The sequence below is a fragment of the Deltaproteobacteria bacterium genome (assembly GCA_016180855.1).
In the GTDB taxonomy this organism is placed as follows: domain Bacteria; phylum UBA10199; class UBA10199; order JACPAL01; family JACPAL01; genus JACPAL01.
In genome coordinates this window covers 1-16557 of record JACPAL010000016.1, presented here as the reverse complement: position 1 = coordinate 16557, position 16557 = coordinate 1, and the positions used below count along the sequence as shown (strand labels likewise).

The 16557-nt window shown below is 51.1% G+C and carries 17 protein-coding genes and 1 tRNA gene; 13 read left to right on the top strand and 5 right to left on the bottom strand.

Going from position 1 to position 16557, the window contains the following annotated elements:
* The first annotated feature begins 9 nt into the window (after positions 1-9).
* From dprA to argB, 6 genes are read left to right on the top strand one after another with little or no spacing between them, the layout of a single operon-like run.
* Positions 10-867 (top strand): DNA-protecting protein DprA, encoded by an 858-nt coding sequence (dprA, locus tag HYT77_08460; protein MBI2068028.1) that lies wholly within the window; start codon positions 10-12, stop codon positions 865-867.
* Positions 860-3145 (top strand): type I DNA topoisomerase, encoded by a 2286-nt coding sequence (topA, locus tag HYT77_08455; protein MBI2068027.1) that lies wholly within the window; start codon positions 860-862, stop codon positions 3143-3145. The genes dprA and topA overlap by 8 nt, the downstream gene beginning before the upstream one ends.
* Positions 3142-3969: a tyrosine recombinase XerC gene (locus tag HYT77_08450; GenBank protein MBI2068026.1), complete on the top strand. Its 828-nt coding sequence runs from the start codon at positions 3142-3144 to the stop codon at positions 3967-3969. The genes topA and HYT77_08450 overlap by 4 nt, the downstream gene beginning before the upstream one ends.
* Positions 3944-4495, top strand: a complete 552-nt coding sequence (gene hslV, locus HYT77_08445; GenBank protein MBI2068025.1) for an ATP-dependent protease subunit HslV — start codon at positions 3944-3946, stop codon at positions 4493-4495. The genes HYT77_08450 and hslV overlap by 26 nt, the downstream gene beginning before the upstream one ends.
* A 1-nt stretch (position 4496) precedes the next feature.
* Positions 4497-5810, top strand: a complete 1314-nt coding sequence (gene hslU, locus HYT77_08440) for an ATP-dependent protease ATPase subunit HslU (GenBank protein ID MBI2068024.1) — start codon at positions 4497-4499, stop codon at positions 5808-5810.
* 1 nt (position 5811) lies between these two features.
* Positions 5812-6660 carry an acetylglutamate kinase gene (gene argB, locus HYT77_08435; GenBank protein MBI2068023.1) on the top strand — a complete coding sequence of 283 codons (849 nt, stop codon included), beginning with the start codon at positions 5812-5814 and terminating at the stop codon, positions 6658-6660.
* A 6-nt stretch (positions 6661-6666) separates the two neighbouring features.
* Here the strand turns inward: argB and HYT77_08430 are convergent, their stop codons facing one another.
* Positions 6667-8316 (bottom strand): trypsin-like peptidase domain-containing protein, encoded by a 1650-nt coding sequence (locus HYT77_08430; GenBank protein ID MBI2068022.1) that lies wholly within the window; start codon positions 8314-8316, stop codon positions 6667-6669.
* Positions 8317-8432: 116 nt separating this feature from the next.
* On the opposite strand from HYT77_08430, the gene xerD reads away from it, so the two are divergent.
* Positions 8433-9332 carry a site-specific tyrosine recombinase XerD gene (xerD, locus tag HYT77_08425; GenBank protein ID MBI2068021.1) on the top strand — a complete coding sequence of 300 codons (900 nt, stop codon included), beginning with the start codon at positions 8433-8435 and terminating at the stop codon, positions 9330-9332.
* A 116-nt stretch (positions 9333-9448) separates the two neighbouring features.
* Here xerD and HYT77_08420 read toward each other — a convergent pair whose 3' ends face one another.
* Complete coding sequence (locus tag HYT77_08420; GenBank protein ID MBI2068020.1) at positions 9449-9673, bottom strand: ribbon-helix-helix protein, CopG family; 225 nt, start codon at positions 9671-9673, stop codon at positions 9449-9451.
* Entirely contained in the window at positions 9670-9927 is a 258-nt protein-coding gene (locus tag HYT77_08415; protein ID MBI2068019.1) for a type II toxin-antitoxin system RelE/ParE family toxin, read from the bottom strand. The genes HYT77_08420 and HYT77_08415 overlap by 4 nt, the downstream gene beginning before the upstream one ends.
* A gap of 83 nt (positions 9928-10010) precedes the next feature.
* Between HYT77_08415 and HYT77_08410 the strand changes: the two genes are divergently transcribed.
* The 6 genes from HYT77_08410 to HYT77_08385 all read left to right on the top strand — a co-directional run bounded on the left by HYT77_08410 (position 10011) and on the right by HYT77_08385 (position 14621).
* Entirely contained in the window at positions 10011-10643 is a 633-nt protein-coding gene (locus HYT77_08410) for a site-2 protease family protein (protein ID MBI2068018.1), read from the top strand.
* Positions 10640-11632 carry a tryptophan--tRNA ligase gene (trpS, locus tag HYT77_08405; GenBank protein MBI2068017.1) on the top strand — a complete coding sequence of 331 codons (993 nt, stop codon included), beginning with the start codon at positions 10640-10642 and terminating at the stop codon, positions 11630-11632. Before HYT77_08410 ends, trpS begins: the two co-directional genes overlap by 4 nt.
* A complete protein-coding gene (locus HYT77_08400) occupies positions 11629-12363 on the top strand; it encodes a segregation/condensation protein A (protein ID MBI2068016.1) in 735 nt (244 codons plus the stop codon). The genes trpS and HYT77_08400 overlap by 4 nt, the downstream gene beginning before the upstream one ends.
* A gap of 3 nt (positions 12364-12366) precedes the next feature.
* Positions 12367-13113 carry an SMC-Scp complex subunit ScpB gene (scpB, locus tag HYT77_08395; protein ID MBI2068015.1) on the top strand — a complete coding sequence of 249 codons (747 nt, stop codon included), beginning with the start codon at positions 12367-12369 and terminating at the stop codon, positions 13111-13113.
* A gap of 75 nt (positions 13114-13188) precedes the next feature.
* Positions 13189-13262, top strand: a tRNA-Met gene (locus HYT77_08390).
* 171 nt (positions 13263-13433) lie between these two features.
* The gene (locus HYT77_08385) at positions 13434-14621 is read left to right on the top strand and encodes a hypothetical protein (protein MBI2068014.1); all 1188 of its coding nucleotides are present in this window, start codon (positions 13434-13436) and stop codon (positions 14619-14621) included.
* Here HYT77_08385 and HYT77_08380 read toward each other — a convergent pair.
* Together HYT77_08380 and HYT77_08375 are read right to left on the bottom strand one after the other, a co-directional pair.
* A complete protein-coding gene (locus tag HYT77_08380; GenBank protein ID MBI2068013.1) occupies positions 14602-15345 on the bottom strand; it encodes a hypothetical protein in 744 nt (247 codons plus the stop codon). The two genes, HYT77_08385 and HYT77_08380, sit on opposite strands and share 20 nt — an antisense overlap.
* Positions 15329-16252, bottom strand: a complete 924-nt coding sequence (locus HYT77_08375) for a cysteine synthase family protein (GenBank protein ID MBI2068012.1) — start codon at positions 16250-16252, stop codon at positions 15329-15331. The genes HYT77_08380 and HYT77_08375 overlap by 17 nt, the downstream gene beginning before the upstream one ends.
* Between the last annotated feature and the right edge of the window lie 305 nt (positions 16253-16557).

The following is a 16557-nucleotide window of genomic DNA, read 5'->3' as shown; positions in this document are numbered from 1 at the left end:
CGCGCCGGCATGAGATTTGAGCTTGATAAAAGCGATCCTTTCTATCCCCCTTCGTTAAAGGAGACAGAGGAGCCCCCCTCAAAACTTTGGGTTTCAGGCGAAAGAGAGTCACTGAGTAAGGGATATCGGATCGCAATTGTTGGTTCACGCAAACCAACCCGTTACGGCGAAAAAGTCGCCTACGACCTTGCCTATGAACTCGCCCTGCGCCGGATTATTGTCGTGAGCGGTCTTGCCTATGGTATTGACCGTCAGGCCCATGAAGGGGCTCTCGCTGCGGGAGGCAAGACGATTGCCGTTCTTGGATGCGGACTTGATTATCCCTATCCAAAGAAAAATCTGGACTTAAAGGAGAGAATCGCTAACGCGGGTGCCGTTCTCTCCGAATTTTCTCCCGAAACGGCCGCGATTTCACCCCATTTTCCAAGGAGAAACCGTATCATCAGTGCCCTTTCACTCGGAGTGATTGTTGTTGAGGCGGCCGTGCGAAGCGGGGCCCTTTCAACGACCGCCTGGGGACTTTCACAGGGGAAGGAGATTTTTGCCGTTCCAGGCAACATCACCTCGCCCTTGAGCGCAGGAACGAATCGTCTGATTCAAAATGGGGCGACCCCTGTTCTTCAGGTGGAGGATGTTCTCGAAGCGCTTTCCTTGAGCCATCTTGTTCCACACTTAAAAGAGAGGCAAAATTTTTCTCCCGAAGAGAAAATAGTTGAAGTTTTAGGTGAGATCGGTGAGGCGTCAGTCGATGAGATCAGGGGGAAAACCGGACTTCCCATCTCGCAGTTGACGGCGTTGTTGGTCTCTTTGGAAATTTGTGGTAAGATTGCACAGCTCCCGGGGGGGCGGTACCGTACTCATGGCTAAATCACTTGTTATCGTTGAATCACCGACGAAGGCACAGACGATCGGAAAATATTTAGGGAAGAATTTTACCGTCAAGGCCTCGGTCGGTCATATCAAGGATCTGCCCAAGGGAAAGCTCGGGGTCGATATCGAAAACGGTTTTTCTCCCACCTACCTCCTCCTCCCTTCCAAAAAGAAAGTAGTTGACCAGATACGAAAGGCCGCCGAGTCGGCGAATGAGATTTATCTCGCCTGTGACCCGGATCGCGAAGGAGAGGCGATTGCCTGGCATCTGGCTGAGGAGATCCAGGGAAAGAAGGGAAAGGGGAGTAAAGGGGCAAAGAAGATTCACCGGATTCTGATGCATGAAATCACAAAAAATGGGATTCAGGAGGCACTTAAAAATCCACAGGAACTCGATCAACATCTTTATGAGGCCCAACAGGCGAGACGAATCCTGGACCGACTCGTCGGCTACCAGATCAGCCCGCTTCTCTGGGACAAGGTTCGCCGTGGTCTCTCGGCTGGTCGCGTCCAGTCAGTGGCGGTTCGCCTGATCTGCGAGAGGGAAGAAGAAATTAGCGCATTTAAGCCTGAAGAATACTGGTCGATCGACTTTGAATGTGAGGGTTCGTCGCCCCCTCCTTTCCGGGCCCGTGTTGTCACCTTGGAAGGAAAAAAAATTCAGGTAACAAACGCTGATGAGGCAAAACGGATTGTCGATGAGATCTCCCGTGAAAACATTCTTCTCAAGACAATCGAACGGAAGGAGCGCCGGCGCCATGCACCGCCCCCGTTTATCACGAGCCGTATCCAGCAGGACGCCTCGCAAAAGCTCGGCTTCTCTGCTAAAAAGACGATGGTGCTTGCCCAGCAACTGTATGAAGGGGTTTCGTTAGGGGAGGAGGGGCCGATCGGTCTCATTACTTACATGAGGACCGATTCGACACGAGTTTCTCCCTCGGCAATCGAGGCGGTTCGCGGATACATTCATGGTCAGTTTGGCCCTTCCTTTGTCCCCCCGCAGCCGAACTTTTACAAGAACAAGAAGGCGGCCCAGGATGCACACGAGGCGATTCGGCCGTCCTCGCTTGATTATCCGCCGGACCGGGTGAGACCGTTTCTCGATCGTGATCAATTCCGGTTGTACGAACTGATCTGGAAACGATTTGTGGCCTCGCAAATGGAATCAGCCGTCATCGATCAAACGACCTTCCAGATGACTTCAGGTGATTATGGACTGCGGGCGACCGGCTCTCAGATCAAGTTTCCGGGTTTTCTGGCCGCCTATCAGATCGATCGCTTGATTGAGGAGAAGCAGGGTGAGGAGGAAGCGGATGATGAAGACCGCAACCTGCCGGCACTTGTAGAAGGAGAAACACTCAAGCTCCTGCATCCCTTTCCGGAACAGCATTTTACCGAGCCGCCTCCCCGTTATAATGAGGCCTCGTTGATTAAGATATTGGAGGAGAAAGGGATTGGGCGTCCCTCCACTTATGCGGCGATTGTTTCTACCATTCTGGAAAAAGAATACGTTGCGAAGGAGACAGGCAAGTTTACACCGACGCGCCTTGGAGTGATCGTGAACAAACTCCTCGTCGAAAATTTTCCGGAGATCCTCAATGTGGAGTTTACTGCCCAGATGGAAGGGGAGCTGGATGAGGTCGAAGAGGGGAGGCGGCATTACGTCGAGGCCCTCAAAGATTTTTACGATCCATTTGAAAAGACGCTTGAAAAGGCCAAGAAACAGATGAAGAACATCAAGGCGCAGGAGATCAAGACCGATCTTGTCTGTGAAAAATGTAACAGTCCGATGATTGTCAAATGGGGAAGACGTGGCGAGTTTGTCGCCTGCAGTAATTATCCGGAGTGCAAGAATACGCGGGAATTCCAGTGGAACAAGGAGGGGGAAATCGAGCTCTCCAAACGTGAGGTGACCGGTGAATTTTGTTCCCAGTGTGGTTCTCAGATGATCATCAAGTCAGGTCGTTTTGGCCGTTTTTTGGCCTGCCCCAAATACCCGGAGTGCAAGACGACCCGTGCCGTTTCTATCGGGGTCAGTTGCCCGGTCTGCCAGCAAGGAAAGGTGACGGAGAAGAGAAGCCGGAAGGGGCGAACCTTCTACGGTTGTACGGCCTATCCCGAGTGCAAGTTTGCCTCCTGGGACAAACCGATTCCTGAAAAATGCCCTGAATGTAAGGCGGTGTTTCTGGTTGTGAAGTTCAAGAAGACCGGAGAAGAGATCCGCTGTGCCACCAAAGGGTGCGAATACACGCGTCCGACAGCCTCTTCATCATGAAGGAGCCTTTAAAGGAATTTCTTAAAAATCTTAGAGAGAAGGGGTGTTCGAGGCATACCATTGCTAGTTATGAGAGGGATCTCAGACAATTTTATAATTACCTCGGCCGAAAAAGTCTTGACTTTGTTGCTCTGGAGACCGTCCGTGGTTTTATTTTGTCCCTCTATCAGGGACGACAGGCCGTCTCCATTGCCCGCAAGGTTTCTGTCTTAAAGAGCTTCTTCCGGTTTTTGGTTAAAAAGGGAGTTCTGCAGGTCTCTCCAACGGACGAGATTTCACTCCCCAAGCTGCCTAAAAAGGTCCCCCGTTTTTTGGTGGTTGACGAGGCGTTTGCTTTGGTTGAAACTCCAACCTCGAAACGGGATCGGGCGATCTTGGAACTCCTTTATGGCTGCGGTCTGCGGGTTAGTGAGTTGCTGGGACTCCGTCGGCAGGATGTTGATCTGGAAGAGGGATGGATCAAGGTTTTGGGAAAAGGAAAGAAGGAAAGGATTGTCCCGGTTGGCGGAAAAGCGAGGCAGGCGCTACGAATCTACGAGGAGCAGAACGGGAAGAGTGAGCCGAAAGGACACCTTTTTAATCTGACGCCCCGTTCCGTTCAACGGATGATTCGTAAATATGTTTTAAAGGCAGGTATTGCCAAACGCGTAACACCGCATACATTGAGACATAGTTATGCAACCCATCTGTTGGAGAGTGGAGCCGATCTTCGCGGTATTCAGGAGTTGTTGGGGCATTCAAGTCTGTCAACGACCCAGAAGTATACCCATGTGAGCTTGAAACAGTTGATGGAGGTTTATGACAAATCCCACCCCAAAGCATAAGATCAGGAGTACCACAGTGCTGGCTGTCCTTCGCGATGGAAAACTCGTTTTTGCGGCGGATGGACAGGTCAGCGTCGGCAACACAATCCTTAAGGCGAAGGCCTCCAAAATTCGTTCGATGCGGGACGGGAAGATCCTGGCGGGCTTTGCGGGTTCTACGGCCGATGCCCTGACGCTGTTTGAAAAATTTGAGGCCAAACTGGAACAGTACAACGGCCACATTGCTCGTGCTGCCGTTGAACTCGCCAAAGATTGGAGGACCGACAAGATCCTAAGGCGTCTGGAGGCGCTTCTCGTAGTGGGAGATAACTCCAAGATACTGACCCTCTCAGGCAACGGAGACGTTATTGAGCCGGATGACGGTATTACGGCGATCGGTTCCGGAGGGCCTTATGCACTTGCAGCAGCCAGGGCCCTCATGCGGCAGACGCAGTTATCCGCACGGGAGATTGCGGAACAGTCACTAAAAATTGCCGCCGAGATTTGTGTTTTTACAAACGACCAGATAACGATCCAAGAGGCTTGATATGAATATGAAATCGTTCACTCCACGCGAAATTGTCTCAGAGCTTGATAAATACATTGTAGGTCAAAATGAGGCAAAACGGGCGGTTGCGATCGCGCTTCGTAATCGTTGGCGGCGCCTTCAGGTTCCCTCCGAACTCCAGGATGAGATCGCCCCGAAAAATATCATCATGATCGGTCCCACCGGTGTCGGGAAGACGGAGATTGCCAGACGCCTCGCAAAGCTTGCCGGGGCACCATTCCTCAAGGTGGAGGCGTCCAAATTTACAGAGGTGGGGTATGTTGGGAAGGATGTCGAGAGCATGATCCGTGAGTTGACCGAGCTTGGAATCAAAATGGTTCGCGAGGAGGAACACCAGAGGGTGCGTGTCCGGGCACAGGAGCATGCGGAAGAGAAGATGATAGAAGTTCTGTTGCGCCAGCTTAAAATTGAAGAGAATCCGCAGGTGAAAGAAAAGTTACGCTCGGGAGAATTCGACAATCAAGTGGTAGAGCTTGAAATCAACGCACAGGTCGTTCCGATGGTGGAGGTGATCTCGGCAGGTGGAGGAAATCTGGAAGATCTTGGGATGAACTTGAAGGACATGTTTTCGAACATGATGCCAAAACAGAAGAAGAAAAAGAAACTCAAGGTGCGTGAGGCGTTGAATTTTCTCATTCAGGACGAAATGGCGAAGATGGTTGATCTGGAAGAGGTGACCCGTCAGGCGATCCGACTCGTAGAACAGAATGGAATTATCTTTTTGGATGAGATTGACAAGATTGCGAGTCGCGAATCGGCCGGTCGAGGCCCGGATGTCTCCCGGGAGGGGGTCCAGAGAGATATCCTGCCGATTGTTGAGGGATCGACCGTTTCAACCAAATACGGAATGGTCAAGACGGATCATATCCTCTTTATTGCTGCCGGGGCGTTTCATGTCTCTAAGCCGTCCGATCTGATTCCCGAGCTTCAGGGGAGGTTTCCAATCCGTGTGGAGCTTCAGTCTCTCACCAAGGAAGATTTTTTGAGGATTCTCAAGGAACCCAAAAACTCACTGACACGGCAGTACGTTGAGCTCATGAAGACGGAGGGGGTCGATGTGGAGTTTGCCGAAGATGGCGTGGCGGAGATCGCCTCTTTTGCGGCCCTTGTTAATGATCGAACCGAAAACATCGGGGCGAGAAGGCTTCATACGATTATGGAAAGGGTCCTTGATGACGTCTCCTTTAAAGCGCCTGAAATGAAGGGGAATGCGGTCCATATCAACCAGCAATACGTCCAGGATCGTGTGGCCGGGGTTGTGAAGGATGTCGATCTGAGCCGGTATATTCTTTAACATGCAGCACCTTATTGAAAAAGCCTCCATTCTCATGGAGGCACTTCCTTACATTCGTAAATTTCACGGCAAGACCGTTGTGATCAAATACGGTGGTGCCGCGATGCTCGATGAGAGACTCAAAAGCAGTTTCGCCCGTGACGTGGTTCTTCTGGACTATATTGGAATCAATCCCGTGATTGTCCATGGCGGCGGTCCGCAGATCGGCGAGGTTTTGAAAAAAATGGGGATTGAGTCTCGTTTTCACAACGGGATGCGGATTACCGATGATCGAACGATGGATGTTGTCGAGATGGTGCTTGCGGGGGATATCAATAAAGAGATTGTGAGCTTGGTCAACAGCCACGGCGGACGGGCAGTCGGCCTCTCGGGGAAAGATGGCCGGATGATTCAGGCGAAAAAACTGGATCCTGAAACCGTTGATTTGGGAAGGGTCGGGACGGTAAAAACGGTTGATCCTTCTGTCTTGACGACCTTGGACCAGGCGAAGTTCATCCCGGTCATTGCGCCGATCGGTGTTGATGAGAAGGGGCAGGCGTTAAATATCAATGCCGATCTTGTGGCGGGGGTGATCGCCGAATCGCTTCAGGCCGAGAAGCTCGTGTTATTGACCGATGTCGAAGGGGTTTTGGATCAGAACAAACAACTGCTCTCCAGCATCAAGACAAAAGAGGTCAGTCGACTGATTGAGGAAGGGACGATCATCGGGGGAATGATTCCAAAGATTCAGTGTGCCTTGAAGGCCGTTCAGTCGGGTGTCCGAACCGCCCATATTATTGATGGGCGTGTGGAGCACGCCCTGTTGTTGGAAATATTCACCGATAAAGGAGTTGGTACCGTTATCTCCTAAAATATCTCATTGAGTCGGGAGCAAGGTGAACCCATAATCCTCCCGTCCAAAAACCGAAGCGGGCCTGTAGAAATCGAGACGTATCATCCTCTGCTCCTTTTTTCTCGCCAGTCGATGGGCCTTAGCTAGCACCGTTCTGAACTCCTGGACCGTTGGGGTCGGTGTCCCATCGATATGAGTCACGATGCTGCCACTATGTAAGGTCCGAAAGAGCGGCTCTCTGGGATCATCTAAGATAACGGTGACCCCTTCTACCTTCAACTGACGTGTGATCCGCTCGTCATGACTAATCTCCCGGACGGCGAATGGATAGGGCGTATGAAAGACCTGAAGCCGTTTTTCGAGGATCTGATCGGCTTCAAGTCGTACCGTTTCAATGGCCCCCTCTCGTAACACCGTCAGGACAAACCTCTCCCCGCGTTGACTGTCGTAGATGACAGAGGTCAGGCGGTGGCTATCAATCTCCCGGTCTATTTGTGTCACCTCGCTCCGACCATTGATTGTAAGCAAAAGATCTCCGGGACGAAGACCTGCCTTTTTGGCGGGGGAATCTGGATCGACGTGGCTAATCCAGACACCATGATTGAGGGTCTGATCAAAATGCCTCCTTCTTTCAGGTGTCAGAGGCCAGAAGTCAAATCCCCAATAGCCGGTCATGACCCCTTCCATGGAGGCATTGCGACGCATATTCTCGATCGATTTTTGCACACGTGACGATGGGATCTCAAAATTAATGATTCCAACGACATTCGGGTCTCCTCGGCTCACGATGCCGATCACCTCTCCATCCTCGTTAAAAACAGGGCCGCCGCTGTTCCCCCAGGCGGTCCCCATTTCCGCTCGGATCAGGGAATAAGGGTACCCCTCCATGCCGTCATGCGCCTCCTTGATCTCCCCTTGAGCCGCGAAGATGCCGCGCCCCATCGTATTACCGATAGCGACTGCGGTATCACCCGGTTTAAGGAGTTCGGAGTCGCCAAATTGAAGAACCGGGAGATCGAGATTCAGTTCTGCCTCAAAAAGTGCAAGATCGGCGACGGGGTCTATGCCGACGAGTCTTGCCTTCATGTCGTCGCCGCGAAGGTTCGGATGCGACAGTGTCCATGAGAATTCCTCCTCCGTTCTGTTGTCGGCTACATGGTCGTTGGTGGCGAAGGTGTAGAGGTACCTTCCCCCTCCCAGCGCTTTCTTTCCGATGATGAAGGTCGTCCCTCTTGCTCCACCGCCTCTGGAGATCTCTGTCCTCGTAATTTCGAAGATCGAAGGACCATAGAGCTCCTGAAATTGCTCCGTGAGGGAGCCTGATTCGCCGTCATGGATTGTGATCGGGGAGGAGGTTGAAACGTTAGTAATCGTCCCATCGGCCTTTCCATCCCGCTCGTCTCTTCGGTGGAGTTTTGAATAGAGATTTTGAAGAAGATCCTCTCTCTTCACGAAAACTTTTGTGCCGGCCTTATCCGTCATCGTGATCGAGAGCTTTTTCCGATCGGAGGCGGAGAGTTTGCCGAAATCACAAGGGGTGAGTGCCGAAGGGACGCTCTGCCGTGCCTCTGCGGCAACCGGCCGATTATCATCATCACACCGGCTGGCAGCCGCTCTTAATTGGTTATAGACTGTTTGAAGTTGATTCGTCTCAAGACGGTAATAATTGCCCATGAGTGATCTCCTTTAGCTTTAGCCCTATTTTCGTTGTCAGTCATAAAAGTTGTGGATATTCCCATGGAACGGTTTCGTGGACATCGGGTGGAAGTTGGGGTAATCTTTCATGTCAGATGCAAGAGGGGCAGGGGGATACAGAGAGTCGACGGTATCTAAATTACCTCCGCGTAGAGAGGGGGCTTGCAGCCCATACCATTGAGGCTTATGCGAGCGATCTTCTCCACCTCCGCAGGTATCTGGCCCAAAAAAAGATCACTCTGTGGAAGAAGGTCTCCCCCCATCATCTTTTGGACTATCTCCTCCTGCTCTCGAAGAACGGACTTAAATCCCGTTCTATTGCGAGACAACTGATAACCTTTCGCGGCTTCTTCCGGTTTATGGTGAAACAAGGCTCTTGTGATACGAATCCTGCATCCGAGCTAGACCTGCCCAAATCGTCCAGAAAACTCCCCGATTTTTTGACCCTTCCGGAGATTGACCGGATGCTTGCCCTTCCAACGGGGAAATTCGCCGAGGAGATCCGGAATCGGGCGATGCTCGATCTCCTGTATGCAACTGGTCTTCGTGTCTCCGAGCTCGTCAATCTCTCGCTCAATGACCTTGATTTAACTGCCGGCTTTGTCCGAACGCTCGGGAAAGGCTCCAAGGAGAGGATTGTACCGATTGGTCGCTCCGCCCAGAAGAGCGTCAAGAGATACCTCGAAGAGGGGAGGGGAGAATTAGTGAAGGGATCTGTTGTTGAGCCGCTCTTTCTCACGCGTCGTCGTCGTGCGATGACGCGACAGATGTTTTGGGAGATCCTGCGACAACTCGCCCTGAAGGCAGGGATCAGAAAGAGGGTCTCTCCCCATATGCTCCGCCATTCGTTTGCAACACATCTCCTCGAACGTGGGGCCGACCTTCGGGCGGTCCAGATGATGCTGGGGCATTCCGATATCTCAACAACCCAGATCTACACCCATCTTAATCTCAAGAGACTGAAGGAGATCGCCTCCAAACATCCAAGGGGTTAATACTTCGACTCGTAATGACTATGACGTATATACAAAGCCAAAAAATCAACAAAATTACTCGCTCAGCACTAGTCCTAAGTAAATAAATTCGTCACCGAATTTATGAATCGAAGGACTTAGTGAAAACCGAGCTCGCGTGCAATTTTCTCTAATGGTCTTTTCTGTTCATCTTTTTCAATTGCCTCAGCAAGCATCTTGGCATCCAGGACTTCATCAAATTTGAAGAGGTATTCTAAAATTGCGTTACGGATCAGTTCCGCCCGGGTCATCTTAAGGACCTTTGCTTTTTCGTTGATCTCTTTCAAAAGAGATTCTTCAAATCCTATGGAAATAGGTTTCATCGGTACGCCTCCTTTCGATGAGCTATGAGATAGACATCAACAACTTTTTTTTCTTCATCAATCGTGTAAAGAATACGGTAGGGCCACACCACTTTGCGATAGCCATTCTCTACACCCTTCAGCTTCTCGCATTTGTGGCCTCTTGGCTCTTTTTCAAGTTCCAGCATCTTCTCGAAAACATGCCTCTGATACTTTTTATCCAGTCTCTTCAACACCCTCTCTGCAGATTCACGAACCTCAATACGATATCTCATTAGATATGTTTATTAGTATATTTAAAGATATTTGTCAAGGAAGGTTGATTAAACCGTTCGGCTCTGCTACGGGTCGCCGTTCGATGTCTCAGAACCTTGCCCAATTTGCCCTGTTTTTCCCGATCTTCCTTTTTTCACTCTCGTTTCATGAGTTCTCTCATGCCTGGACGGCCAATCGCCTGGGAGATCCGACCGCCAGGCTTCTGGGAAGGCTCACATTAAATCCGTTGCATCATATTGATCTCATCGGGACGGTCCTTTTCCCTCTCATGATGTTCCTCATGCCCGGACTGACCCTTTTCGGGTGGGCGAAGCCGGTTCCTGTCAATCCCCATCACTTGCGTGGAGGAAGGGTTGGCAACCTTAAGGTTTCTCTCGCAGGACCTCTCTCGAATCTGCTCCTCGCCGGTCTGTTTGCGGCCCTTTTTCGTTTTGTCCTCGGATGGCAGGGAGAAACAACACTTTACCTCATGCTGATTCAAATGCTGGAGATCGGGGTTTTTTTGAACCTCTCCCTGGCAATCTTCAATCTGATTCCGATCCCTCCGCTGGATGGGTCGGGGATCCTGGTGGGGTTATTACCGGACCAGTATCTGGAGGGGTACTATCGGTTTAGCCAATACGGATTTATTCTCCTCTTTATTGCCTTTTATATTGGATTGTTACGGCTCCTCATGTATCCGATCCATTGGATTGCGGGGATACTGCTTCCATGAAAAAACAGACTCGGGAAATTGTTCTTTCAGGAATGAGGCCGACGGGACGACTTCATCTGGGACATTATCATGGGGTTCTCCGAAATTGGCTCAAGCTTCAAGAGGAACACGACTGTTTCTTCTTTGTGGCTGACTGGCATGCCTTGACAACGGAATACGCCACCCCCGAATCGATCCGCCAATCGACACGCGAGATGGTTATTGACTGGCTTTCTGTCGGTCTCAATCCGTCCAAAGCGACCTTTTTTATTCAGTCGGACATTAAGGAGCATGCAGAGCTGTACCTTCTCCTTTCGATGATCACGCCACTCGGCTGGCTGGAGCGGGTCCCTTCCTACAAGGATCTTCAAAAAGAGCTGACCCAGAAGGACCTCTCCACCCACGGGTTCCTTGGTTATCCACTTCTGCAGACAGCGGATATTGTCCTTTATAACGCCACCAAGGTGCCTGTCGGAGAGGACCAGGTACCGCATATTGAACTGGCACGTGAGGTTGTGAGACGGTTTAACTTTATCTACGGCGAAACCCTGGTTGAACCCCAACCGTTGTTGACGAATTCTCCGAAATTGCTCGGTCCCGATCGCCGGAAGATGAGCAAGAGTTATAACAACTGTCTCTATCTCGGCGACTCCGCCGATGAGATCCGCCGAAAAGTCTCCGAGGCAATCACCGACCCGGCACGCCAGAGGAAGAGTGACCCCGGAAATCCCGATATCTGCCTTATCTTTGATTACCACAAGCTCCACAGCCCGTCGGATCTTCAAAATCGGATCAACGAGGAATGCCGTGCAGCGAAGATTGGCTGTGTGGAAGACAAGAAGAGGATCATCGAGATCCTGAACGATTTTCTAGAGCCGATCCGGAAAGAAAAGGCCCGGCTACTGGAAAAACCGCAGGAGATCGATTTGATTATTGAGGAAGGGGAGAAGAAGGCCCGTCAGGTCGCTGAGGCTACGATGGAGAGGATCCGAAAGGTGATGAAGATATGAGAGAGGAGACACTTGATTACAAGGTAGAACTGCCCCTCTTTGAGGGGCCTCTCGATCTGTTGCTGCATCTCGTTCGAAAGAACGATGTCGAGATCGAGGAGATTCCGATCGCCTTAATCCTTGACCAGTATCTTGGCTATCTTCAACAGGCGAGAGGTCTGAATATCGATCTGGCCGGTGAATTTCTGGAGCTTGCTGCTGAGCTCGCCTGGATCAAGTCCAAAATGCTCCTGCCGGAATCAGAGAATGAGAAAGAGGAGGGGCCTGATCCAAGGGCCGACCTGGCGGCCAGACTATTGGAGTATCGCAAGTATAAACTCGCCGCAGTTTTTCTATCGCAGCGACCTATGTTGGGACGGGATCTCTTCCGGAGACCTTCTCAATCTCTCGATGATCCGGAGAGGGAGCCGATGATTGAGGCGGAACCGGCTGCCCTGTTGACCGCCTTTCAGGAGTTGTTAAAGAGGCTCCCTTCCGAGCAGAGCCATGAGGTCCGTCGTGAACGTGTCGGGGTGGCGGAGCGGATCATCGAACTCGTAGAAAAGATGCGCGGGGAATCCCAAATGCTGTTTGAGCGACTGTTTGAGGACGAAAAGACGCGGGAGGAGATGATCGTCACCTTTCTCGCCATCCTTGAAATGGCGCGACAGAAACTGATAAGAATCCTGCAAGAGAATGTAAGTGGGGCAATCGTTATTCAACCTCTTATTTTGCAGGAAGGGGAGGCCTAGAGAATGGAATTGAAGGCATTGCTGGAATCGATCCTTTTTTCTTCTGATCGTCCCTTGGGAGCGTCAGAGATTCTTTCCGTTCTGGATTCGGGGCCGGAGCAACCGGGAGTAAAAAAGAAAGAGATAGAGGAAGTTCTGGAGCAGATGGTTCTGGAATGGGAGGGGAGGGGAGGAGGAATTCGTTTGGTCAAGGTGGCGGGTGGATATGAGTTCCGGACCGACCCTCAAATGGCCCCCTGGATACAGCTTTTGAACCCCCAGAAGGCGCAGCGTTTGTCCGGTCGTGCCCTCGAGACAGTTGCCCTGATCGCCTACCGGCAACCACTGACACGTGTTGAGATAGAAAACATCCGTGGGGTTGATAGCTCGGGGATTCTGAAGACACTCCTTGAAAAGAGGTTGATTCGTGTTGTCGGACGCAAGGAGGAGCCAGGCCGGCCCCTCCTTTTTGCAACAACGAAGGAGTTCCTTGAATTATTTGGATTGAATGATTTGAATGACCTTCCGCCCCTCTCCGAATTGGAGGAGAAGGTAAAGAATCTGCCGAAGGAGGAGGGGACTGACCTTCAGTTGGGGGATCTCATGCGTTCGGTCGAGGATCTGAACGATCTTGACGAGAAAGACCGCGAGATTTTGGGCGAGTTGGAAGAGAGGATCAAGGATCTCAAGGCGACCGAGGAGGAGGTCTTGCAGGGGCAACCGCAGGAGTCATCCGAAGGAGACCTTGACAAGGAGGAGGGCCCCCCGTAAGTCTACGCGGCCTTATCAAGCGAGATTGTTTGGCCCTGGAAGAGCAGATTCCAGAAATTTCTGGAATTTGGTTCTTGCGGGGTGGAGCAGTCCGGTAGCTCGTCGGGCTCATAACCCGAAGGTCGTGGGTTCAAATCCCACCCCCGCTACAGAAGAAACAAGCCCCCCTTGAGGGGGCTTGTTTTTTTCGCCTCTCAAAACCTCTTGCACCGTTCTGCCCATGCGGCTAATTTCCCTTGAGAGGCCTTGAAAAAATGACTAAAACGAGAGCATCCCGGAAAAATGCGAAAAAGAGCTCATCTCAGAAAACACTCACTCAGGTGATGAAGAGTAACCGGATTCTGCAACAAGAGATCACCGAGCTCAGAAAGATACGATCCCTCTATGCCGATCTGGAGAGAAAGAACAAAGAGCTTCGCGAGCTGGATCAGGTTAAGACTGACTTTGTAGCGACCGTCTCCCATGAACTGAGAACCCCCCTCACGATTATCAAGGGAAACATTCGCAATTTGAGAGATGGGGTTGCAGGGTCGCTGACGGAAAAGCAGACAAAAACAATCGAGGCGACCAATCGGGGTATCGACCGACTCTCACAGTTGATCAATAACCTCCTTGATTTATCGCGCCTGGAGTCAAAACGGACAAAGATTAACCGTCGCCCGCTCGATTTGGCCCCACTGCTCATGGAGGCGGCTGCCAATTTTACGGAGCAGGCAAGGGAGCGAGGAATCGAGATTCGCACCGATGTCCCCCATGAGCTTTTATCCGTCTATGCCGATCCGGATCTGGTCATCCAGGTCCTTCATAATTTGATCAGCAACGCGATCCGCTTTGCACAAAAAAAAATCACGTTGGCTGTTTCCAGAGAAGATTCTATTCTCCGTGTAACGGTCGCGGATGACGGCTGCGGTATCCCCAAAGAATTGCAAAAACAGCTCTTCAACAAATTCGTTCAGTTGAATCGTCCGACCGGAGGTGGTTATTACAAAGGGACCGGTCTGGGCCTTGCTATCTGTCGGGAGATTGTTGCTCATCACGGGGGAAAAATCTGGGTTGATTCATCTCGTTCGGGCGGAGCCGAATTTCACTTTACGCTTCCGATTCATTCGGGTCTCTCTGAGTTTCATGTGACCCTCAAGGAGTTTATGACGAATGCGGACATTACGCAGTCGCCGCTCAGTCTTCTGGCGATCATGCTGAAATGTGGGGAGAAGGGTGAGAAAACCTTGTTTTTCAGCCAGTGGGAGGAGAAGCTGTATCGAGAGGTCTTGCGTCGTGCGGATCGCCTCTTTCATTTTGACGGGAGCACCTATCTACTGATTCTTGCCGACACGACGCATCAGGGTGCTTTGGCACTCAGCGAGCGGATTCGGAGGATCAGTCAGGAGATCGACTGTATCTGTTTTGGCGTCGCCTCCTACCCGGGAGACACAAAAAATTACCTCGATCTGGAGGCGTTGGCCTTGAAGAGTCTTAAGAAAAAAATTGTTATTCCCAATACGCCTTGAACAATCTCTCCATCCTCTGGAGGAGTTTGAGATCAACGGCGAGTGAAATGGTATCGGCCATCGCATTGAGAATCACAACCGCGTTGGGCAGCGCATCTTCTCCCTCAAGAGTTCTTAGTCTTTGCGAGAACGCCTTGTTCACTATTTTGATCTCCCGGTAGATTTGACCAAGTTTCTTGAATCCCCAGTCCGGTTTTTTGCCACCTTTTTTAAGGAAATACTGGGCTAACAGATACATCGAGAGGATGCGGTACTGTGTCTCCTCGAGTGTCGCAAAAGGGAGGTGAAACGGGGCGAGCGGTCGCAGCTTGTTTAAAACGGGACAACCGCTTGTTGCCATATAAAGTCCGATGATGGAGCTCAACCCCCGTTGTAACGTCGTCTTTTTTTGGTATTGGCGTGCTGCCGTCTCTATCGTGATGTCAGCTTCGTCATACGAAATAAAATCTTTGAAATACTCGATCACCTCAGCAAGGTGGAGTGCCGGAGGACAAAACGGCTCCTTCTCCTTCTTGAGGGGGCAATTGGGGCATTGTTCGTAGGTGAGGGCCGTCCAGGGAGGGGGATTTGTTGGAACCGGATTTTTGAGTGTCAAACTATTTGCGTCGAGAAGCACCTTGAATCTCTTTTCGTTGCCGTCTTTCAGCCGAAAGTGATAAAGAATCTCAAGCAGCTTTTGTTCGTCCGGTTTCAAACGGATCTCCTGTTCAAGACTTTCGGTCAAAAAGACCCGTCGAAAAATACCGCTCCATCCGGTCGGGGAAGACGGTCACAACGATTGATGAAGGTCCGAGGATTTTTTGTGCCTCGAGCGCGGCAGCAAAGTTAAGACCCGAACTCGGTCCGACAGGAAATCCCTTCCGGATCAGTCGACGGGTTGTCTCAATCGCCCTTTTTTCCTCAATCTCGATTTCAATCAAACCCGGAAGAAGCTCTTTTTTGTACAGTTTTGAGACCCCCTCAACAACACCGGGGATGTGGCTACCAAAGCTGCAGCACTCGATCTCGCTCCCAATCTTCTCCAGCATCACCGGTTTCGCCGCGACAGGAACGACCCTGGAGTTTTTCTCCTGGAACGCCCGATAAAGCCCCAATAGCGTCCCTCCCGTACCGACACCGCTCACTATGGCATCCACTCTCGCGCCGGGGATTTGAGAGAGGATCTCCGGACCGGTTTCATAATGATGGGCCTCGGGGTTGTCAGGGTTTTCAAATTGGTTTGTCATGAAATAGCCAAATTTTGCTGCCTCGCTTTTTGCCTTTTCAAGGGCCCCCCAAATTCCTTTTTCTCGGGGGGTCAGAATGATGCGGCCCCCGAACCCCTCAATGATCATGATCCGTTCCGGACTGACTCCCTCCGGCATGACGGCAATAAATTGGAGGCCTCGCTCGGCACAAACAAGCGCAAGGGCGATGCTCGTTGAGCCACTGGACGCCTCAATAACTGTCTCCCCCTTTTTGAGAGAGCCGTTTTGCAACGCCTTGTTGAGGATATACTGGGCGACCCTGTCCTTGATCGAGCCACTGGGGTTTAGATATTCGAGTTTGGACCAGATCGGAGGGGCCGTCTCCTCAAGGGAGACGGCAACGAGCCGGTTTTTTTGAAGAGGGGATGATTTGAGTCTTCTCAATGTGATACAGACTTATCATATTGAGAAGGCCAAGCAAAGTCATAAACAGACCAGAATAAATGATTTCAAAGAGTTAGAGGGCGTGATAAGATCGTGACATTGGCATCTCGATTGCTGTTTAAGGTGCTGTTATGGTTGATCAGCAAGTATTTCTAACTTTTAGCGGATACAGTCGTATCCGCTAAAAGTTGAAATGCTATAAACCTCTGATGTTAAAAAGAGTCCCCATTCTTCTGCTGTTTCTCTGCTCCGGCCTCTTGATCCAGGAGCACGATGCCTCTGCGCCACCCCCTGTTATATCAGAT

Coding starts and splice junctions, on each gene's coding strand:
- xerD (MBI2068021.1), top strand. CDS start 8,433: ATGCAAGAGGGGCAGGGGGATACAGAGAGTCGACGGTATCTAAATTAC.
- HYT77_08430 (MBI2068022.1), bottom strand. CDS start 8,316: ATGGGCAATTATTACCGTCTTGAGACGAATCAACTTCAAACAGTCTAT.
- argB (MBI2068023.1), top strand. CDS start 5,812: ATGCAGCACCTTATTGAAAAAGCCTCCATTCTCATGGAGGCACTTCCT.
- hslV (MBI2068025.1), top strand. CDS start 3,944: ATGACAAATCCCACCCCAAAGCATAAGATCAGGAGTACCACAGTGCTG.
- HYT77_08450 (MBI2068026.1), top strand. CDS start 3,142: ATGAAGGAGCCTTTAAAGGAATTTCTTAAAAATCTTAGAGAGAAGGGG.
- topA (MBI2068027.1), top strand. CDS start 860: ATGGCTAAATCACTTGTTATCGTTGAATCACCGACGAAGGCACAGACG.
- scpB (MBI2068015.1), top strand. CDS start 12,367: ATGGAATTGAAGGCATTGCTGGAATCGATCCTTTTTTCTTCTGATCGT.
- hslU (MBI2068024.1), top strand. CDS start 4,497: ATGAATATGAAATCGTTCACTCCACGCGAAATTGTCTCAGAGCTTGAT.
- HYT77_08400 (MBI2068016.1), top strand. CDS start 11,629: ATGAGAGAGGAGACACTTGATTACAAGGTAGAACTGCCCCTCTTTGAG.
- HYT77_08415 (MBI2068019.1), bottom strand. CDS start 9,927: ATGAGATATCGTATTGAGGTTCGTGAATCTGCAGAGAGGGTGTTGAAG.
- dprA (MBI2068028.1), top strand. CDS start 10: ATGAGATTTGAGCTTGATAAAAGCGATCCTTTCTATCCCCCTTCGTTA.
- trpS (MBI2068017.1), top strand. CDS start 10,640: ATGAAAAAACAGACTCGGGAAATTGTTCTTTCAGGAATGAGGCCGACG.
- HYT77_08410 (MBI2068018.1), top strand. CDS start 10,011: ATGTCTCAGAACCTTGCCCAATTTGCCCTGTTTTTCCCGATCTTCCTT.
- HYT77_08420 (MBI2068020.1), bottom strand. CDS start 9,673: ATGAAACCTATTTCCATAGGATTTGAAGAATCTCTTTTGAAAGAGATC.